Source organism: Cryobacterium glucosi (assembly GCF_004402235.1).
Classification (GTDB): Bacteria; Actinomycetota; Actinomycetes; order Actinomycetales; family Microbacteriaceae; genus Cryobacterium; species Cryobacterium glucosi.
In genome coordinates this window covers 61,995-76,598 of record NZ_SOFS01000007.1, presented here as the reverse complement: position 1 = coordinate 76,598, position 14,604 = coordinate 61,995, and the positions used below count along the sequence as shown (strand labels likewise).

General features: G+C 68.0%; 16 protein-coding genes and 1 pseudogene. 3 read left to right on the top strand and 14 right to left on the bottom strand.

Annotated features, from left to right (window positions below; translation table 11 throughout):
- Positions 1–95: 95 nt before the first annotated feature.
- Together pdhA and E3O46_RS01790 are read right to left on the bottom strand one after the other, a co-directional pair.
- Entirely contained in the window at positions 96–1,223 is a 1,128-nt protein-coding gene (gene pdhA / locus E3O46_RS01795) for a pyruvate dehydrogenase (acetyl-transferring) E1 component subunit alpha (protein ID WP_134448510.1), read from the bottom strand.
- A 4-nt stretch (positions 1,224–1,227) separates the two neighbouring features.
- Positions 1,228–2,331, bottom strand: coding sequence for a histidinol-phosphate transaminase (locus tag E3O46_RS01790; RefSeq protein WP_241987314.1), 1,104 nt, complete (start codon positions 2,329–2,331; stop codon positions 1,228–1,230).
- 115 nt (positions 2,332–2,446) lie between these two features.
- Here E3O46_RS01790 and E3O46_RS01785 point away from each other — a divergent pair, with 115 nt between their 5' ends.
- Entirely contained in the window at positions 2,447–2,839 is a 393-nt protein-coding gene (locus E3O46_RS01785; RefSeq protein WP_134448512.1) for a phage holin family protein, read from the top strand.
- Positions 2,840–2,904: 65 nt separating this feature from the next.
- On the opposite strand, the gene E3O46_RS01780 is transcribed toward E3O46_RS01785, so the two are convergent.
- Positions 2,905–4,311 carry an alpha/beta hydrolase family protein gene (locus E3O46_RS01780; RefSeq protein WP_134560985.1) on the bottom strand — a complete coding sequence of 469 codons (1,407 nt, stop codon included), beginning with the start codon at positions 4,309–4,311 and terminating at the stop codon, positions 2,905–2,907.
- A 90-nt stretch (positions 4,312–4,401) separates the two neighbouring features.
- Positions 4,402–4,767 carry a hypothetical protein gene (locus tag E3O46_RS01775; RefSeq protein WP_134558129.1) on the bottom strand — a complete coding sequence of 122 codons (366 nt, stop codon included), beginning with the start codon at positions 4,765–4,767 and terminating at the stop codon, positions 4,402–4,404.
- Between the two features lie 151 nt (positions 4,768–4,918).
- On the opposite strand from E3O46_RS01775, the gene E3O46_RS01770 reads away from it, so the two are divergent.
- Positions 4,919–5,446, top strand: a complete 528-nt coding sequence (locus tag E3O46_RS01770; protein ID WP_134558160.1) for a low molecular weight protein-tyrosine-phosphatase — start codon at positions 4,919–4,921, stop codon at positions 5,444–5,446.
- Positions 5,443–6,825, top strand: coding sequence for an adenylosuccinate lyase (gene purB, locus E3O46_RS01765; protein WP_134558128.1), 1,383 nt, complete (start codon positions 5,443–5,445; stop codon positions 6,823–6,825). Before E3O46_RS01770 ends, purB begins: the two co-directional genes overlap by 4 nt.
- Before the next feature lie 5 nt (positions 6,826–6,830).
- Here purB and E3O46_RS01760 read toward each other — a convergent pair whose 3' ends face one another.
- From E3O46_RS01760 to rpsF, 10 genes and pseudogenes are all read right to left on the bottom strand, one after another.
- Entirely contained in the window at positions 6,831–7,091 is a 261-nt protein-coding gene (locus E3O46_RS01760; protein WP_134448521.1) for a hypothetical protein, read from the bottom strand.
- On the bottom strand, positions 7,088–7,714 hold the full coding sequence (locus E3O46_RS01755) for a DUF308 domain-containing protein (RefSeq protein ID WP_134448523.1): 627 nt from the start codon (positions 7,712–7,714) through the stop codon (positions 7,088–7,090). Before E3O46_RS01755 ends, E3O46_RS01760 begins: the two co-directional genes overlap by 4 nt.
- Before the next feature lie 115 nt (positions 7,715–7,829).
- Entirely contained in the window at positions 7,830–9,203 is a 1,374-nt protein-coding gene (locus E3O46_RS01750; protein WP_134448525.1) for an NAD(P)(+) transhydrogenase (Re/Si-specific) subunit beta, read from the bottom strand.
- Positions 9,200–9,511: an NAD(P) transhydrogenase subunit alpha part 2 gene (locus E3O46_RS01745; RefSeq protein WP_134448527.1), complete on the bottom strand. Its 312-nt coding sequence runs from the start codon at positions 9,509–9,511 to the stop codon at positions 9,200–9,202. The genes E3O46_RS01750 and E3O46_RS01745 overlap by 4 nt, the downstream gene beginning before the upstream one ends.
- Positions 9,511–10,674: a Re/Si-specific NAD(P)(+) transhydrogenase subunit alpha gene (locus tag E3O46_RS01740; protein WP_134558127.1), complete on the bottom strand. Its 1,164-nt coding sequence runs from the start codon at positions 10,672–10,674 to the stop codon at positions 9,511–9,513. The genes E3O46_RS01745 and E3O46_RS01740 overlap by 1 nt, the downstream gene beginning before the upstream one ends.
- Positions 10,675–10,793: 119 nt before the next feature.
- Complete coding sequence (dnaB, locus tag E3O46_RS01735) at positions 10,794–12,185, bottom strand: replicative DNA helicase (protein WP_134448531.1); 1,392 nt, start codon at positions 12,183–12,185, stop codon at positions 10,794–10,796.
- Between the two features lie 436 nt (positions 12,186–12,621).
- Entirely contained in the window at positions 12,622–13,071 is a 450-nt protein-coding gene (rplI, locus tag E3O46_RS01730) for a 50S ribosomal protein L9 (RefSeq protein ID WP_134448533.1), read from the bottom strand.
- Between the two features lie 8 nt (positions 13,072–13,079).
- Complete coding sequence (rpsR, locus tag E3O46_RS01725; protein ID WP_035835236.1) at positions 13,080–13,343, bottom strand: 30S ribosomal protein S18; 264 nt, start codon at positions 13,341–13,343, stop codon at positions 13,080–13,082.
- Positions 13,344–13,404: 61 nt separating this feature from the next.
- Entirely contained in the window at positions 13,405–13,908 is a 504-nt protein-coding gene (locus E3O46_RS01720) for a single-stranded DNA-binding protein (RefSeq protein WP_134448535.1), read from the bottom strand.
- Positions 13,909–14,127: 219 nt separating this feature from the next.
- Positions 14,128–14,496, bottom strand: a pseudogene (gene rpsF, locus E3O46_RS18910) (30S ribosomal protein S6); the annotation flags it as partial.
- Between the last annotated feature and the right edge of the window lie 108 nt (positions 14,497–14,604).

The following is a 14,604-nucleotide window of genomic DNA, read 5'->3' as shown; positions in this document are numbered from 1 at the left end:
GAGGTTCGCCGAGGTGGCTGGAACGGCGGATGCTGCCGCGGGCACTGCAGAAGCGGCCGGCTCCCGGACCGGGGTCTCGGTCACGATCGTGTCGCTCACGCGTCGCCTCCTTCGAAGGATGCTTCGTATCGGTCGAGCCAGGCCTTCTGTTCCTGGATCAGCGGGTGGGGTTCGGCGTAGACGTTGTCGAAGATGACGGAACGCTCGGGCGAGCGGATCTCGAGGGCGCGGCGGCGGACATCCGCTGCGTGGTCCTCGGCCTCCTCGTCGACGGCGTCGAGGAAGTCCTGCTCGACGCCGAGGCCCTGCAGGTAGGCGCGGAACCGGACGATCGGGTCTTTCGCGACCCAGGCGGCGAGTTCCTCCGGGTCACGGTACTTGGTGGGGTCGTCTGCGGTGGTGTGCGCACCGACCCGGTAGGTCATCGCCTCGATCAGGGCGGGGCCCTTGCCCGCGCGCGCGTCGTCGAGGTGCTTGGCGGTGACGGCGTAGCTCGCGAGCACGTCATTGCCGTCGACCTGGGTGCCGGGCATGCCGAAGCCGCCGGCGCGGAGGTAGAGCGGGGTGCGCGACTGCCGGGTGACCGGCACCGAGATCGCCCAGTGGTTGTTCTGCAGGAAGAAGACCTGCGGGGTCTGGTAACTCGCCGCGAAGACGAGGGCCTCGTTCGCGTCACCCTGGGAGGAGGCTCCGTCGCCGTAGTAGACGATGACCGCCTCGTCGGTTTCGGGGTTGCCGGTCGCGGTCGTGCCGTCGAGCTGCATGCCCATCGCGTATCCGGTCGCGTGCAGGGTCTGCGAGGCGAGCACGAGAGTGTAGAGATGGAAGTTGCCGTGATCCTCGGGGGTCCAGCCACCGAGGGTGACGCCGCGCAGCATCCGCAGGATGTCGACGAGGTCGAGCCCGCGGATCATGCCGACGACGTGCTCACGGTAGGAGGGGAAGACGTGGTCCTGGGGGCGGGTGGCATACGCGCTGCCGACCTGGGCGGCCTCCTGGCCGTGGCTCGGCACCCACAGGGCGAGCTGGCCCTGCCGTTGCAGGTTCGCCGCCTCCTTGTCGAAACGACGGACGACGACCATGTCACGGTAGAACCTGCGGAGGTCGTCTTCGGTCAGGCGGTCGAGGTAGGGCATGAACTCCGCCGCCGCCTCGCTCGGCTCGACGAGCCCGCTCGTCGAGAGCACCTGAACCAGGGGTGAGTCGTTCTCGCGCGCTGCCATCGTACTAACCTAGCCGCCGGGCCGAATGCCCTATTGGTAGATTTTGTACAAGTTCCGCGCAGGTTCGCAGTAGTTCTTCCACAGATTCTTCCTCGCCAATTGAGATCCGGATCCCCTCGGGGAAGGGCCGCACCACGAGTCCGGCCGCACCGAGCGCCTCGGCGGCGACACCGGTTTCCGCGCCCGTCGGCAACCAGATGAAGTTGCCCTGGGGTGCGGGAGTGTTCCAGCCCTGCTCGGTGAGCGCGCGCCAGATCGTGTCACGACGGGTGCCGATGGTGCGCACCCGTTCCATGAGTTCGTCATCGACATCGAGCGATGCGATCGCGGCAGCACTGGCGACCCCCGTGACCGACAGCGGAATCGCCGTCGCACGGGCAGCGTCGAGGATCGCAACCGGCCCGAGGCCGTAGCCGACCCGGAGCCCGGCGAGGCCGTATGCCTTGGAGAAGGTGCGGAGCACGACGAGGTTCGGGTAGCGGCCCAGCAGGGAGATGCCCCTGACGGCGTCGGGGTCGGTCACGAATTCGGCGTACGCCTCGTCGAGGATGACGAGCAGCGTCGAGGGGACGACCGCCATGAAGGCCTCGAACTCCGCAGCGTGCACGATCGTGCCGGTCGGGTTGTTCGGGCTGCAGACGATGAGCACGCGGGTGCGGTCGGTGATCGCGGCGGCCATGGCGGTGAGGTCGTGGCCGTGATCCGGCCGGTTGGGCACCTGCACGCTCGTCGCGCCTGCGACGGTGACGAGGCTCGGGTACGCCTCGAAGGAGCGCCAGGAATAGACGACTTCGTCCCCTGGGCCCGCCGCGGCGAGGATGAGCTGGGAGAGCAGGGCGACGGAACCGCTGCCCACGTGCACCTCGTCCGGCGAAAGCCCGTAGCGTGCGGCGAGGCGTTCCCGCAGTTCGGACGCGGAGGCATCCGGATAGCGGTTGTACGTCGTCTCGGCGCCGACGGCAGCGATCACACCGGGCAGTGGCCCGAACGGGTTCTCGTTGCTCGAGAGCTTGAAGGCACTCGCGGCTGCCGCCTTTCCCTGCCTGTAGGCCGGGAGGGCGATGATTTCGGGGCGCAGTCGCACCGCTGACTGGTCTGTGGGGCTCACTCGGCGATTCTACGCCGGGGCGTATTCGCGCGACCGCATGAGCCGCGCGGAGACCGGGCGTGCCGCAGGCCGCGCCACCCAAGCGCAGCGCCCGGTCAGGTGCCATAGTGGTCGCATGGCCAGATTCCTGATCAAGCTCATCCTCAATGCCGTCGCCCTGTGGCTCACCACCCTCCTCGTCTCGGGAGTGAGTGTCGAACCCTATGCGCCGGACACCGGCGCCATCGTCGTGACGTATCTCCTCATTGCCCTCATCTTCGGTCTCGTCAACGGCGTGATCGGCGGTTTTGTGCGTGTCATCGCCTTCCCGCTCTACGTTCTGACCCTCGGCCTCCTCGCGCTCATCGTCAACGGCCTGCTCCTCATGCTCGTGGCCCTGATCTCCGACGGCCTCGGCTTCGGCTTGCATGTCGACGGCTTCTGGACCGGGGTGCTCGGGGCACTCGTTCTCGGCATCATCAGCTGGCTGCTCGGCGTGCTCGCGCGTCCCGCCACCGGCCGCCAGTAACCCGCCCCCGCACCTGGTTCACGGCCCGGGTTCACGGCCCGCCCGGGTTCACGGCCCGCCCGGGTTCACGGCCCGGTCACGCGGATGCCGTGCCACCGGGTGACCTCGGCCGGTCCGGTTGCGCCGACCCCGGCCAGGGTGTCCCGGAAGCGCAGCAGGTTCGGCTCCGCCGACCCGTCCATCAGGCGGGCGGTGGCCTGGTAGCTCGTGAGGGAATGCGCAGGCAATGCCTGCCCTGCCGGCGTCTCACCGGCGGCGAACGCCCTGCTGCGCACGAGGACCCGGTCGTCGACCCCTGGCGGCATGCCGCCGAACGCCGGAACGATGTCGTCGGTGTGCTCGACGGTGACGGCCTCCACCCCGGCCGGAATGGAGAGCGCTGCCGTCGGGCCGCCGAAGGAGGCGACACCGACGGTGTTGAATTCTCCGGACTCCGCGAGCTGGACCGCGATCTGACCGCCGAGGGAGTGCCCGACCGGGAGCACCGGGTCCTGCGGCTGGACACCGGCGGCGTGCATCGCCTCGACGACGGCGCGATACGAACCGGAGGGGCCGAGGTTGCCTGGGCCCGAACCCGCGTCGCCCGCCGCAGCGCCGGCGACATCGCTGGTCAGGTCGAACGGCTGCCCTGTGCCGGTCGGGTCCCACTCCGCGGTGCCGCCGACATAGACGATCCAGGACGGCGGGGAGCCAGCGTTGCCGGCGTAGCGCTCGATCCGGATCTGCGGACCGTCGGCCCTCGCGTCGGGGATCCGCCGCGCGAGCTCCCCGAAACCGTCAGGGGGCAGGGCCGCGAGGACGGCCGGATGCACCGGGCTCCCGGTCTCGGTCACCCGGTGCACGCTCACCGGCGTCTCCACGAGCAGTCCGAACGGACGGACCAGGAGCAGCGCCGCCCCGGCGACGGAGGAGACTCCGAGCAGGCCGAGTCCCTCGTCGCCCAGTTCGAGTGCTGCGGGAAACGGCAACCCGAGCGCGCCGACGGCCGCGTCGTCGGCGGAGGACACGAGCACGCGCACCGCGGCGACGACGGCCGGGTCGCTCAACAGTCCCGGGTTCGCCTGGAACCAGGCCGCGACCTCCGCCAGGCTCCCTCCGGCCACAGAGTCGCCGAAGAGCGCCCGGCTCACGAGGCCGCCGAGGACGAAGGCCGCGAGGTTCGGCAGCGCACCGAGGATCATCAGCGGGGCTGCACGCCCCACGAGGTAGCCGAGCCACGCTCCCGCGACGCCGCTCGCCCGCTCGACCACCCGTTCGACGCGCCCGTATCCTTCCGCGGCCGTCAGGAGCGCGTCGGCGAGCGCCCTGCTCCGCGCACTGATGTCGGCGAGCACGGTGTCGGTCCGCAGGATGCCGAGGCCCGGGTCGGCGTCCGTCCAGCGCACGGCGGGGGTCGGCGAGGACTCGAGCGCCCGGATCCGGGCGAGCCGGGCGCGCCAGGACTCGGATTCCGTCTGGAGCGCCCGGAGCACGGCCGGCCGCCTCGGCGAGAACGGCGTCCGTCGCGACGAGGGTTCCACCACCGCCGGAGATCAGTAGTCCCTCGCCGGACCCCGGCCCCCTCACTCCGACCAGCCTCCGGGGGTCGCCCGGGCTCCGCCCGGTGCCTGCGGCACCGACGTCGTCGCAGCGGCCGCTGCCGTCACCTCCTCGGCCGCGAGTTGAGCCTTCACACTGTCGATCCGCGCGAGCACCGCCGTGAGGGTCTCCTCGATGCTCCGCTCCGCCCCGGCCAGGAGCGCGGCGAGTTCCCAGCGGCGGTCGAGGTAGGCGCGCTGCGCCTCGGAGCGCCACTCTGCCGGGGCGCCGGCGGGGAGAAGCCGGCGCGCCGCGAGGGCGATGTCGTCGGCCAGGGTGCGCAGCAGCATCCGCTGGTGCCGCAGTTCGGTCAACCGGTCGGTTTCCGGCGGATACTGCCACCACTGCATCGGCCTGCCCTTCCGCGAGGCCGACCCGGCGGGCCCCGACAGACCGATCCTGTGCGCCACTACCCTCCGGAGCGCCCGCCGACGGGAACCCGGGGAAAGCGAAGTCCCCCGAGCAGGTGTGGAGGAGGCGAAAGTGACGGACAATGGAGCCATGACCTTCTCGGCGATCCGCCCCGACGAGGCGACGCCCTTTCGGATCATCTTCGTCTGCACCGGCAACATCTGCCGCTCGCCGATGGCGGAGATCACCCTGCGCGACCTGGTCACCCGGTCCGGGCTCGGCCGGCTGATCTTCACGAGCTCTGCGGGCACCGGCGACTGGCACGTCGGCGAGCAGGCGGATGTCCGCACGGTCGCCGCCCTCAAACGGCAGGGGTACGACGGCAGCCACCATCGCGCCCGCCAGTTCGACCCGGTCTGGTTCAGCGATTACGACCTCGTCGTCGTGCTCGACCGCACCCAGGAGCGCATCCTGCGCAACTGGGCGGTGAGCGACCGGGACAGGAGCAAGGTGCGCCTGCTGCTCAGCTTCGACCAGGAACAGGCGTCCCTGCACGACGTGCCGGACCCGTACTATTCCGACGATGCGTTGTTTGACTCGGTATTGGGCATGATTGAGAAGGCAAACCTCGCGCTCTTCGCGCAACTAGAGCCCGCAATTCGACAGGGAGTCCGATGAGTCCACTACCCCCCCAGGTCCTCAGCCCGCTAGACGGCCGCTACCGGGCCGCCGTCACCGAACTCGGGGAGTACCTGTCGGAGGCCGGACTCAACCGCGCGCGGGTGCACGTCGAGGTCGAGTGGCTGATCACCCTCACCGATCGCAGCCTGTTCGGTTCTACTCCGCTCGACGCCGGACACAAGGCCTCGCTGCGCGCCCTCGTCACCGGCTTCGGCCAGGCCGAGATCGACGAACTCGCCGTTCTCGAGGCCACCACCCGCCACGACGTCAAGGCGGTCGAGTATCTCGTGCGCCGCCGCCTGACCACGCTCGGCCTCGACCGGATCAGCGAGCTCACCCACTTCGCCGCGACGAGCGAGGACATCAACAACCTCGCGTACGCCCTCACCGTGAGCTCCGCCGTGCGCGAGGTCTGGCTGCCCAAGCTCCGCGCGACCATCGGACTGCTCCGGCTGCGCGCCCTCGAATACCGGGCGGATGCGATGCTCGCCCGCACCCACGGCCAGCCGGCAACGCCGACGACCGTCGGCAAGGAGATCGCGGTCTTCGTGTACCGGCTCGAGCGCCTGGCCGCGCAGGTCGAGGCCAACGACTATCTCGGCAAGTTCAGCGGTGCGACCGGAACATTCGCGGCGCACGTCGCCGCGGATCCCACGATCGACTGGCCGGCCGTGTCCCGCGCCTTCGTCGAGGGCCTCGGGCTGACCTGGAACCCGCTCACGACCCAGATCGAATCGCACGACTGGCAGGCCGAGCTGTACTCGAAGGTGTCCCACGTCAACCGGGTGCTGCACAACCTCGCAACGGACGTGTGGACCTACATCTCCCTCGGCTACTTCCGGCAGATCCCTCAGGCCGGCGCGACCGGCTCATCGACGATGCCGCACAAGATCAACCCGATCCGCTTCGAGAACGCCGAGGCGAACCTCGAACTGTCCTCGGCGATCCTCGACTCGCTCGCCGCGACCCTGGTCACCTCGCGCATGCAGCGGGACCTGACCGATTCGACGACCCAGCGCAACATCGGCGTCGGCTTCGGCCACTCCCTGCTCGCCCTCGACAACATCGTGCGCGGGCTCGGCGAGATCGACATCGACAGGGCCCTGCTCGCTCACGATCTCGACGTCAACTGGGAGATCCTCGGCGAGGCCATCCAGACCGTGATCCGGGCGGAGGTCTCGGCCGGCCGGTCGACGATCGCAGACCCGTACGCGCTGCTCAAGGAGCTCACCCGTGGCAAGCGGATCAACCAGGCCGACCTCGTCGCCTTCGTCTCCGGGCTCGAGATCGGGGAGGACGCCCGGGCCCGCCTGCTCGCGTTGACTCCCGCGGCATACGTCGGCCTCGCCGACAGTCTCGTCGACTACCTCGGCTGACCGGCTTAGGGCTGCTGGCCCTTGTCCTGCTCGTCGATGTCGGTCTTTTCGGCGTCGTTGGGCTTGATGTTGAGCACGAGCATCGCGATCACGACGAGCACGACGATGAACGCGATGCCGAACCCGACCAGGGCGAGCAGCGGCTCCCTCGTGCTCATCAGCACGACGAGCCCGAGGAAGAGGGCCATCACGCCGGCGAGGCCGACCAGTTCGAGCGGCTTCAGTACTTCGGAGCGGCTGGGCTTGCGCGGCGTGTTCTGGGTCACTGAGTGTCCGAATCGTTGGGTGCTGCGGGGTGAATCGAGTCGAGGGGGACCTGGGCGGCGCCGGCCGCCACGGCCCACTTGAGTGAGAACGCTGCGATGCCGAGGTAGACCGCGAGCATCACGAGATAGGCGCCGAGCAGGCCGACGGAGACGACGACGTTCGGCGGCAGCACCAGCACAACGATCGCGAACAGCACGGTCGCCGCGCCCATCACGAGCCAGTCACGGTCTGCAGGGTCCCTGCGCCGGGCACGGATGCCGCTCGACAGTTCCAGGAAGCCGGTCACGATGCCCCAGACCGTGACGAGGTAGAGGAAGAAGCCGAGCCCCCCGCCGTGGAAGCCGAGCGCGAGCGCCCCGGCTACGACACCGGCGACGCCCTGCACGAGGAAGGCGCTGCGTTCACGGGAGTCTGCGAGAGTGCGGCGGCTCAGCACGGCGACGGCGACGCCACTCACGAAGGCGAAGGCGCCGAACACCACGAGCCCGAAGTCCGGGGAGTGGTTCGCGGTGAAGGTGATCAGGATGGCCGGGACGACGGCGATCGCAGCGCGCACGAGGGGCACTGTCCAATACCCCGCGGTGCGGTGGTCCGTGCGGGCGTTGTCGGGTGCGTCGGCCATGCGAAGACCCCTTTCCTGCCTGCGGCTTCCTGCCGGTAGCGGATGCTCGTTGTCGGGTAGCGAGACTGGCCAAGTCTACGCGGGCCGGCTCGGAGCATCCGCTCGGTGACAGAGCCTAGAGCGCGTTGACCGCGCCGAGGATCTTGGTGAGGGAATCCTTGGCGTCGCCGAACAAAAGCGTCGTCTTCGGGTCGTAGAGCAGCTCGTTCTCGATGCCCGCGAAGCCGGGGCGCATCGAGCGCTTGAGGAAGACGACCTGGCGGGCGTCGCCGACGTCGAGAATCGGCATCCCGTAGATCGGCGAGCCGGGCGAGGTCTTGGCCGCGGGGTTGACCACGTCGTTCGCGCCGACGACGAGGGCGACGTCGGTGTTCTTGAACTCGGGGTTGACCTCGGCCATTTCCTTGAGCGACTCGTACGGAACGTTCGCCTCGGCGAGGAGCACGTTCATGTGCCCCGGCATCCGCCCGGCGACCGGGTGGATCGCGAAGACGACCTCGACGCCCCTGGCCTGCAGGGTCGTTGCGAGTTCGGCGATCGTGTGCTGGCCCTGGGCGACGGCAAGGCCGTAGCCGGGAACGATGACGACCCGCTGGGCGTAGTTGAGCAGCACAGCGACGTCTTCGGGGCTGGAGGACCGGACAGGACGGTCGCTCTGCGTGGTCGAGCCCGCGGTCGAGCCGCCCTTGAAGGCGCCGAACATGATGCCGCTGACTCCGCGGCCCATTGCTGCGGCCATCGCGCGGGTGAGGATCGTGCCGCTTGCACCGACGAGGGTGCCGGCGACGACGAGCAGGAGGTTGCCGATCACGATGCCGGAGGCCGCGACGGCGAGCCCGGTGAATGCGTTCAGCAGGGAGATGACGATGGGCACGTCCGCGCCGCCGACCGGCAGCACGAGCAGGGCGCCGACGACGAGGCCGAGAACGAGCAGTACGACCGCCCAGCCGGCGGCACCGGTGCCGACGACGAAGCCGCCGGTGACGAGCGCCAGGAGGACGATGCCGCCCATGACCCAGGCCAGCCCGGGGAACACGAGCGGGCGGGAGCTGATCAGGCCCTGGAGCTTGCCGACAGTGACGGCGGAGCCGGCGAAGGACACCGCGCCGACGAGCATCGTGAAGACGACGGCGACCCTGGTCCAGCCATTGGCGCTTTCACCGAGCTCGAGCATGGCCACCAGGGCGGCTGCGCCGCCGCCGACGCCGTTGAAGAGGGCGACGAGCTGGGGCATCTGCGTCATCTGCACGCGGCGGGAGATCGGGGCGGCGATGGCCGAGCCGACGGCGATGGCCACGATGATGGCGGGGATGTTGTCCATCCGGACCGAGAAGAACACGGTGATGACGGCGAGGAGCGCTCCGGCGGCGCCGATCAGGTTGCCGCGCCGTGCGGTCTTGGGCGAGGACAGCCCGCGGAGGGCGAGGATGAAGCAGACGGCGGAGACCAGGTAGAGGAGCCCGGTCCATTCGGGGCTGAGCAGGCTCATTTGGCGGTGTCCTTCGCGTCGGTGCCGGCCGGTTTGCGGGGGGCGAACATTTTGAGCATCCGGTCGGTGACGACGAAGCCGCCGACGAGGTTCGCTGTCGCGAGGAGCACGGCGAGCAGGGCCACGACCAGCAGCCAGATAGTGGTCGTCTGGCCGGCGACGGTGATCGCGCCGATCAGGATGATGCCGTGAATGGCGTTCGCGCCGCTCATCAGCGGGGTGTGCAGGGTGCTCGAGACCTTCGAGACCACTTCAAAGCCGACGAACACCGCCAGCACCACCACGGTCAACAGGGTGATCGGATCCATCAGTCTTCTCCTTGCAGCGCGGCCTGGGCCGCGAGGGCGGCCTTGGTCGGTTCGTGCGTCACTTCGCCCGAGTGGGTGAGGCATGCGCCGGCGATGACCTCGTCGGTGAAATCGGGGGCGACCGTGCCCTCGCTCGTCATGAGAGCGAGCAGGTTCGCGACGTTCTTGGCGTACAGGCGTGAGGCGTCAGCGGGCATCGTGGATGCCGCGTCCTTCATCCCGACGAGGGTGACGGTTCCGTCCCCGCTCGCGACCGGAACGAGGGTGTCGACGCCGGCGACGACGCCTTCGACGTTTCCGCCGGTTTCGGCGGCGAGGTCGACGATGACGGAGCCGGGCCGCATGCCGGTGACCATGTCGTGCGTCACGAGCAGGGGTGCAGGGCGGCCGGGGATCGCGGCCGTGGTGATGAGGACATCCGCCGCGGCGACGTGGGGGGCGAGGAGCTCGCGCTGGCGGACGGCGCGGTCTTCGCTGAGCTCGCGGGCGTACCCGCCCGCGCCCTCGACGGCATCCAGGTCGAGCGTCACGAAGGTTCCGCCCATCGAGGTGACCTCGTTGGCGGATGCGGGGCGCACGTCGTACGCGGAGACGCGCGCGCCGAGGCGCTTGGCCGTCGCGATCGCCTGCAAGCCCGCGACGCCGGCGCCGAGGACGAGGACGCGCGCGGGCGGGATGGTGCCCGCGGCAGTCATGTACATCGGGAAGAACCGCGGGAAGCGGATGGCCGCCTCGAGGACGACCCGGTAGCCGGCGACAAGGGCCTGCGAGGTCAGGGCGTCCATCGACTGGGCGCGGCTGATGCGCGGCACGAGTTCGAGGGCGAAGGCGGTGACGCCGGCCGCGGCGAGGGCCGTGACGGTCGGGAGTTCGTTAGCGGGGGCCGCGAGTCCGACCGTGACGAGGCCGGAGTGGAGCCTGGCGGCGAGCGAGGGGGTGAGCGGTCGCACGTGGCAGTAGACGTCGAGGTCATCGAGCGCGAGCTCGGGGACGACGGTGGCACCGGCATCCGTGTATGAACGATCGGAGAATCCTGCAGCGATGCCGGCGCCGGCCTCGATCAGGACATCGACACCGAGGCCCCGTAGTTGCTGCACAGTCTCCGGTGTCGCGGCGACACGCCGCTCTCCCTCGATGCGCTCTCGCCCAATGCCAACCTTCACGCGGGTATCTCCTTCGCGGCGGCCAGCCACGAGCAAATCCGGACAACCCGAAAGCTTGCGCGGTTTTACCGCCCTCCCGCTAGCGTACCGGGGAAGAGGGGGTCGTTTTAACGCGGAATCTACGAACCGGGCGCGAGATCGGCGAAGCGCGAATAGTGACCGTGGAAGGCGACGGTGACGGTTCGCGTCGGACCGTTGCGGTGCTTGGCGACGATCAGGTCGGCTTCGCCGGCGCGGGGGTTGTCCTTCTCATATGCGCTCTCGCGGTGCAGCAGGATGACCATGTCGGCGTCCTGCTCGAGCGAACCGGACTCCCGGAGGTCGGAGATGGCCGGCATCTTGTCCGCACGCTGTTCCGGTCCACGGTTGAGCTGGGAGAGGGCGATCACGGGCACCTGCAGTTCCTTGGCCATGAGCTTGAGAGCCCGGGAGAACTCGCTGACCTCCTGCTGTCGGGACTCGACCTTCTTGCCCGATGTCATCAGCTGCAGGTAGTCGATGATGACCATTTTGAGTCCGACACGCTGCTTGAGCCTGCGGCACTTGGCCCTGATCTCGACGAGGGTCATGTTGGGGCTGTCGTCGATGTAGAGCGGGGCGTCGTTGATGCGTCCGCGGGTGGCCGCGATGGTGGTCCAGTCGCGCGCGTCGACCGTGCCCTTGCGCATGCTCTGCAGGGGCACGGATGCCTCGGCAGAGAGCAGGCGCATCGCGATTTCGCTGCGGCCCATTTCGAGGGAGAAGAAGATGCTCGGCATGTCGTGCTTGATCGAGGCCGAGCGCGCGAAGTCGAGCGCGAGCGTCGACTTTCCAAGGGCAGGACGTGCCGCGACGATGATGAGCTGGCCGGGGTGGAAACCGTTGGTGAGCTCGTCCATGTCCGCGAAGCCGGTCGGCACGCCGGTCATCTGGCCGTCTTTGCCTTTGGCGGCTTCAATCTCGTCGATTGCCGCCGTCACGGCGTCGGTGAGCGGCACGTAGTCTTCGGTCTCTGTGCTGCCGGTGACGGCGTAGATCTCGGCCTGGGCGTTGTTGACGAGGTCGAGCACCTCGCCTTCGCCCGAGTACCCCATCTGGGCGATGCGGGTCCCGGCCTCGACGAGGCGGCGTAGCAGGGCCCGCTCGGCGACGATGGAGGAGTAGAAGCCCGCGTTGGCGGCGGTCGGGACGAGGCTCGTGAGCGTGTGCAGGTAGTCTGCGCCGCCGGCTCGGGAGAGTTCGCCGAGTTTGGTGAGTTCGTCGGTGACGGCGATGACGTCCGTCGGCTCACCCTGCGCATAGAGCGACAGGATCGCATCAAAGATCAGCTCGTGCTTCGGGATGTAGAAGTCCGCGGCGCGAACGGTCTCGACGACGTCTGCGACGGCGTCCTTGCTGAGCATCATGCCGCCGAGCGCGCTCTGTTCGGCCAGGAGATCGTGGGGGAGCGTTCGTTCGGTGTGCCGGGTCTCTGTGCCGTTGCGCAGATCGGTACCGCGTTTGTCCGCCAGACCCAGGTGTGCGATCGACAACCGTGCCTCCTCTGTCCGTGGTGATGTTCTATCAGGGACCGCCGACACCATCGGACGATTCCGGCACACCTCGAAATCCGGCCGCGTGCCCACCATACGGACCGGTTTCCGCTGGAAACAAACCACCCTGTGGATAACACTGTGCAGAATGAGGGCGAAACGCCGCGAGGCTTGTGCACAACCTGTGGACTCGGCTGTGGACAACTATTCTTCTTTGAAAATTTAATGCACTTTGATCAGGCATAAATTCTATTCACAGCTGTGGGTAAAAAGCTGGTTCAAGTACACCTTGAACGTTGGTGCCCAGAAGAAATCCTGTGTACAAATGTGGGGATTCATCAACTGAAATCACCCTCGAAAGGGGTGGTTGGAGCCTTAAACGAGCCTAGCGGCGGACTCCGGTGGGAGTCCGCCGCTAGGCCGGCAGTGTGACTGCTTACTTGGCAGCAACCACCACGAGGGTGATGGTGGCGCTCAGTTCGTCGCGAAGACGAACCGTTGCCTGGTGCTCGCCGACGGACTTGATCGGGCTGAGCTCGATCTTGCGCTTGTCGATGGCACCGAGGCCTGCAGCGGCGACGGCTTCGGCAACATCCGTGGTCTTGACGGAGCCGAAGAGGCGTCCGCCCGTTCCGGCCTTGACGACCAGACGGACCTTGGTGTTCTCGATGGTTGCCTTCAGGGCCTGGGCCTCTTCGAGCGTGGCGTGCTCACGGGCGACACGAGCAGCCTTGATCTGTTCGATCTGCTTCTCGCCTCCGCGGGTCCAGGAAACGGCCCAGCCCTGCGGGAAGAGGTAGTTACGGGCGAACCCGTTCTTGACCTCGACGATGTCGCCGGGTGCACCGAGGCCGGAGACCTCGTGCGTCAGAATGATTTTCGACATTTGGCTACCTACCTGCCTGAGCCGGCGTAGGGCAACAACGCCATTTCGCGGGCGTTCTTGACGGCACGGGCGATGAGGCGCTGTTCCTGGACGGAGACACCGGTGATACGACGGGCGCGGATCTTTCCACGCTCGGAGATGAACTTGCGCAGGGTGGGGACATCTTTGTAATCGATGACACCAACCCGGATCGACTTCGCGGGAGCGGCGTTCTTGCCACCCTTAGCTCCGCGGAGCGGCTTGCGGCGGTCGCCGCTCGACTTTCCAGCCATGATTTCCTTACTTTCTTAAGAAGTGCGATTCAGCCTGACGGCGCCGGAGCGCCGCGATCGGCTAGAAGGGTGTCTCGTCGCTGAAGTTGCCCGGGGTGTTCCACACGTCGCCACCGGTGTTCACGGCGGCGGGAGGAGTGGCTGCCCAGGGCTCGTCGTTCCCGGCCGCTGCGGAGTTACCGCCGCGCGGGGAGGACGACGATGCAGCGCGAGTGAGCGAAGCAGTGGCGTACTTGAGCGAAGGACCGATATCGTCGATTTCGAGCTCGAAGCTTGTGCGCTTCTCGCCTTCCTTCGTTTCATAGGAACGCTGCTTGAGCCGCCCAGTAGCGACGACACGAGAACCCTTGGTCAGTGAACCGGCGACGTGCTCGGCGAATTCACGCCAAACGCTCGCGCGCAGGAACAATGCGTCGCCATCTTTCCACTCGTTGGCTGCGCGATCGAAATTGCGCGGAGTGGATGCGATGGTGAAGTTGGCAACCGCCAGCCCGCCCTGCGTGTAACGCAGTTCCGGATCGCTGGTCAGGTTGCCCACCACGGTGATTACGGTCTCGCCGGCCATGGGCTACTTGTCGCTTGCCTTGTCGGCGGTGTCGACGGCTGCTGCGGGTGCCGGTGTGGCGACCGCTGCGGGCTTGGCGACTGCTGCCGGGGTGGCGACCGCTGCCGGCGCTGCAGGAGCTGCCGGGGCTGCGGCCTTGACGGCTGCTGCGGCGGGAGCCGATGCGGGCTTGACAGACGCGGCGACCTTGGCGGTCGGGGCGGCTGCGGCTTCGGCCTTCGCGGCAATGACCTTCGGGTTGGCTGCCTTGCGGGCTGCCTTCTCGGCGGCGAGCTTGCTCGCGACGGCAACCTGGGCGATGCCTTCTTCTGCGCGGAGAACCTTGGTGCGCATGACGGCTTCCGACAGCTTCAGCTGGCGGTCGAGCTCGGCCGTGGCAGAAGCGTTCGCGGTGAAGTCGACGACGGCGTAGATGCCTTCGGACTTCTTGTTGATCTCGTAAGCGAGACGGCGGCGACCCCAAACGTCAACCTTGTCAATCGTTCCACCATCGTTGCGAACAACGTTGAGGAACTTGTCAAGGCTGGGAGCTACGGTGCGCTCATCGATCTCGGGATCGAGGATAACCATCAACTCGTACTGATGCATGACTAACCCACCTCCTTCGGACTAAACGGCTGCAGAATCTCTGCAACAGGAGGGTTGTGCATGTGCTGAAGGCGGAGGCCGGGAATCCGGCGCGCAGACAACCTGCCC

Coding starts and splice junctions, on each gene's coding strand:
- purB (WP_134558128.1), top strand. CDS start 5,443: ATGAGTCCACTACCCCCCCAGGTCCTCAGCCCGCTAGACGGCCGCTAC.
- E3O46_RS01785 (WP_134448512.1), top strand. CDS start 2,447: ATGGCCAGATTCCTGATCAAGCTCATCCTCAATGCCGTCGCCCTGTGG.
- rpsR (WP_035835236.1), bottom strand. CDS start 13,343: ATGGCTGGAAAGTCGAGCGGCGACCGCCGCAAGCCGCTCCGCGGAGCT.
- E3O46_RS01755 (WP_134448523.1), bottom strand. CDS start 7,714: ATGGCCGACGCACCCGACAACGCCCGCACGGACCACCGCACCGCGGGG.
- pdhA (WP_134448510.1), bottom strand. CDS start 1,223: ATGGCAGCGCGCGAGAACGACTCACCCCTGGTTCAGGTGCTCTCGACG.
- E3O46_RS01745 (WP_134448527.1), bottom strand. CDS start 9,511: ATGGATCCGATCACCCTGTTGACCGTGGTGGTGCTGGCGGTGTTCGTC.
- E3O46_RS01750 (WP_134448525.1), bottom strand. CDS start 9,203: ATGAGCCTGCTCAGCCCCGAATGGACCGGGCTCCTCTACCTGGTCTCC.
- E3O46_RS01775 (WP_134558129.1), bottom strand. CDS start 4,767: ATGCAGTGGTGGCAGTATCCGCCGGAAACCGACCGGTTGACCGAACTG.
- E3O46_RS01720 (WP_134448535.1), bottom strand. CDS start 13,908: ATGGCCGGCGAGACCGTAATCACCGTGGTGGGCAACCTGACCAGCGAT.
- rplI (WP_134448533.1), bottom strand. CDS start 13,071: ATGTCGAAAATCATTCTGACGCACGAGGTCTCCGGCCTCGGTGCACCC.
- E3O46_RS01770 (WP_134558160.1), top strand. CDS start 4,919: ATGACCTTCTCGGCGATCCGCCCCGACGAGGCGACGCCCTTTCGGATC.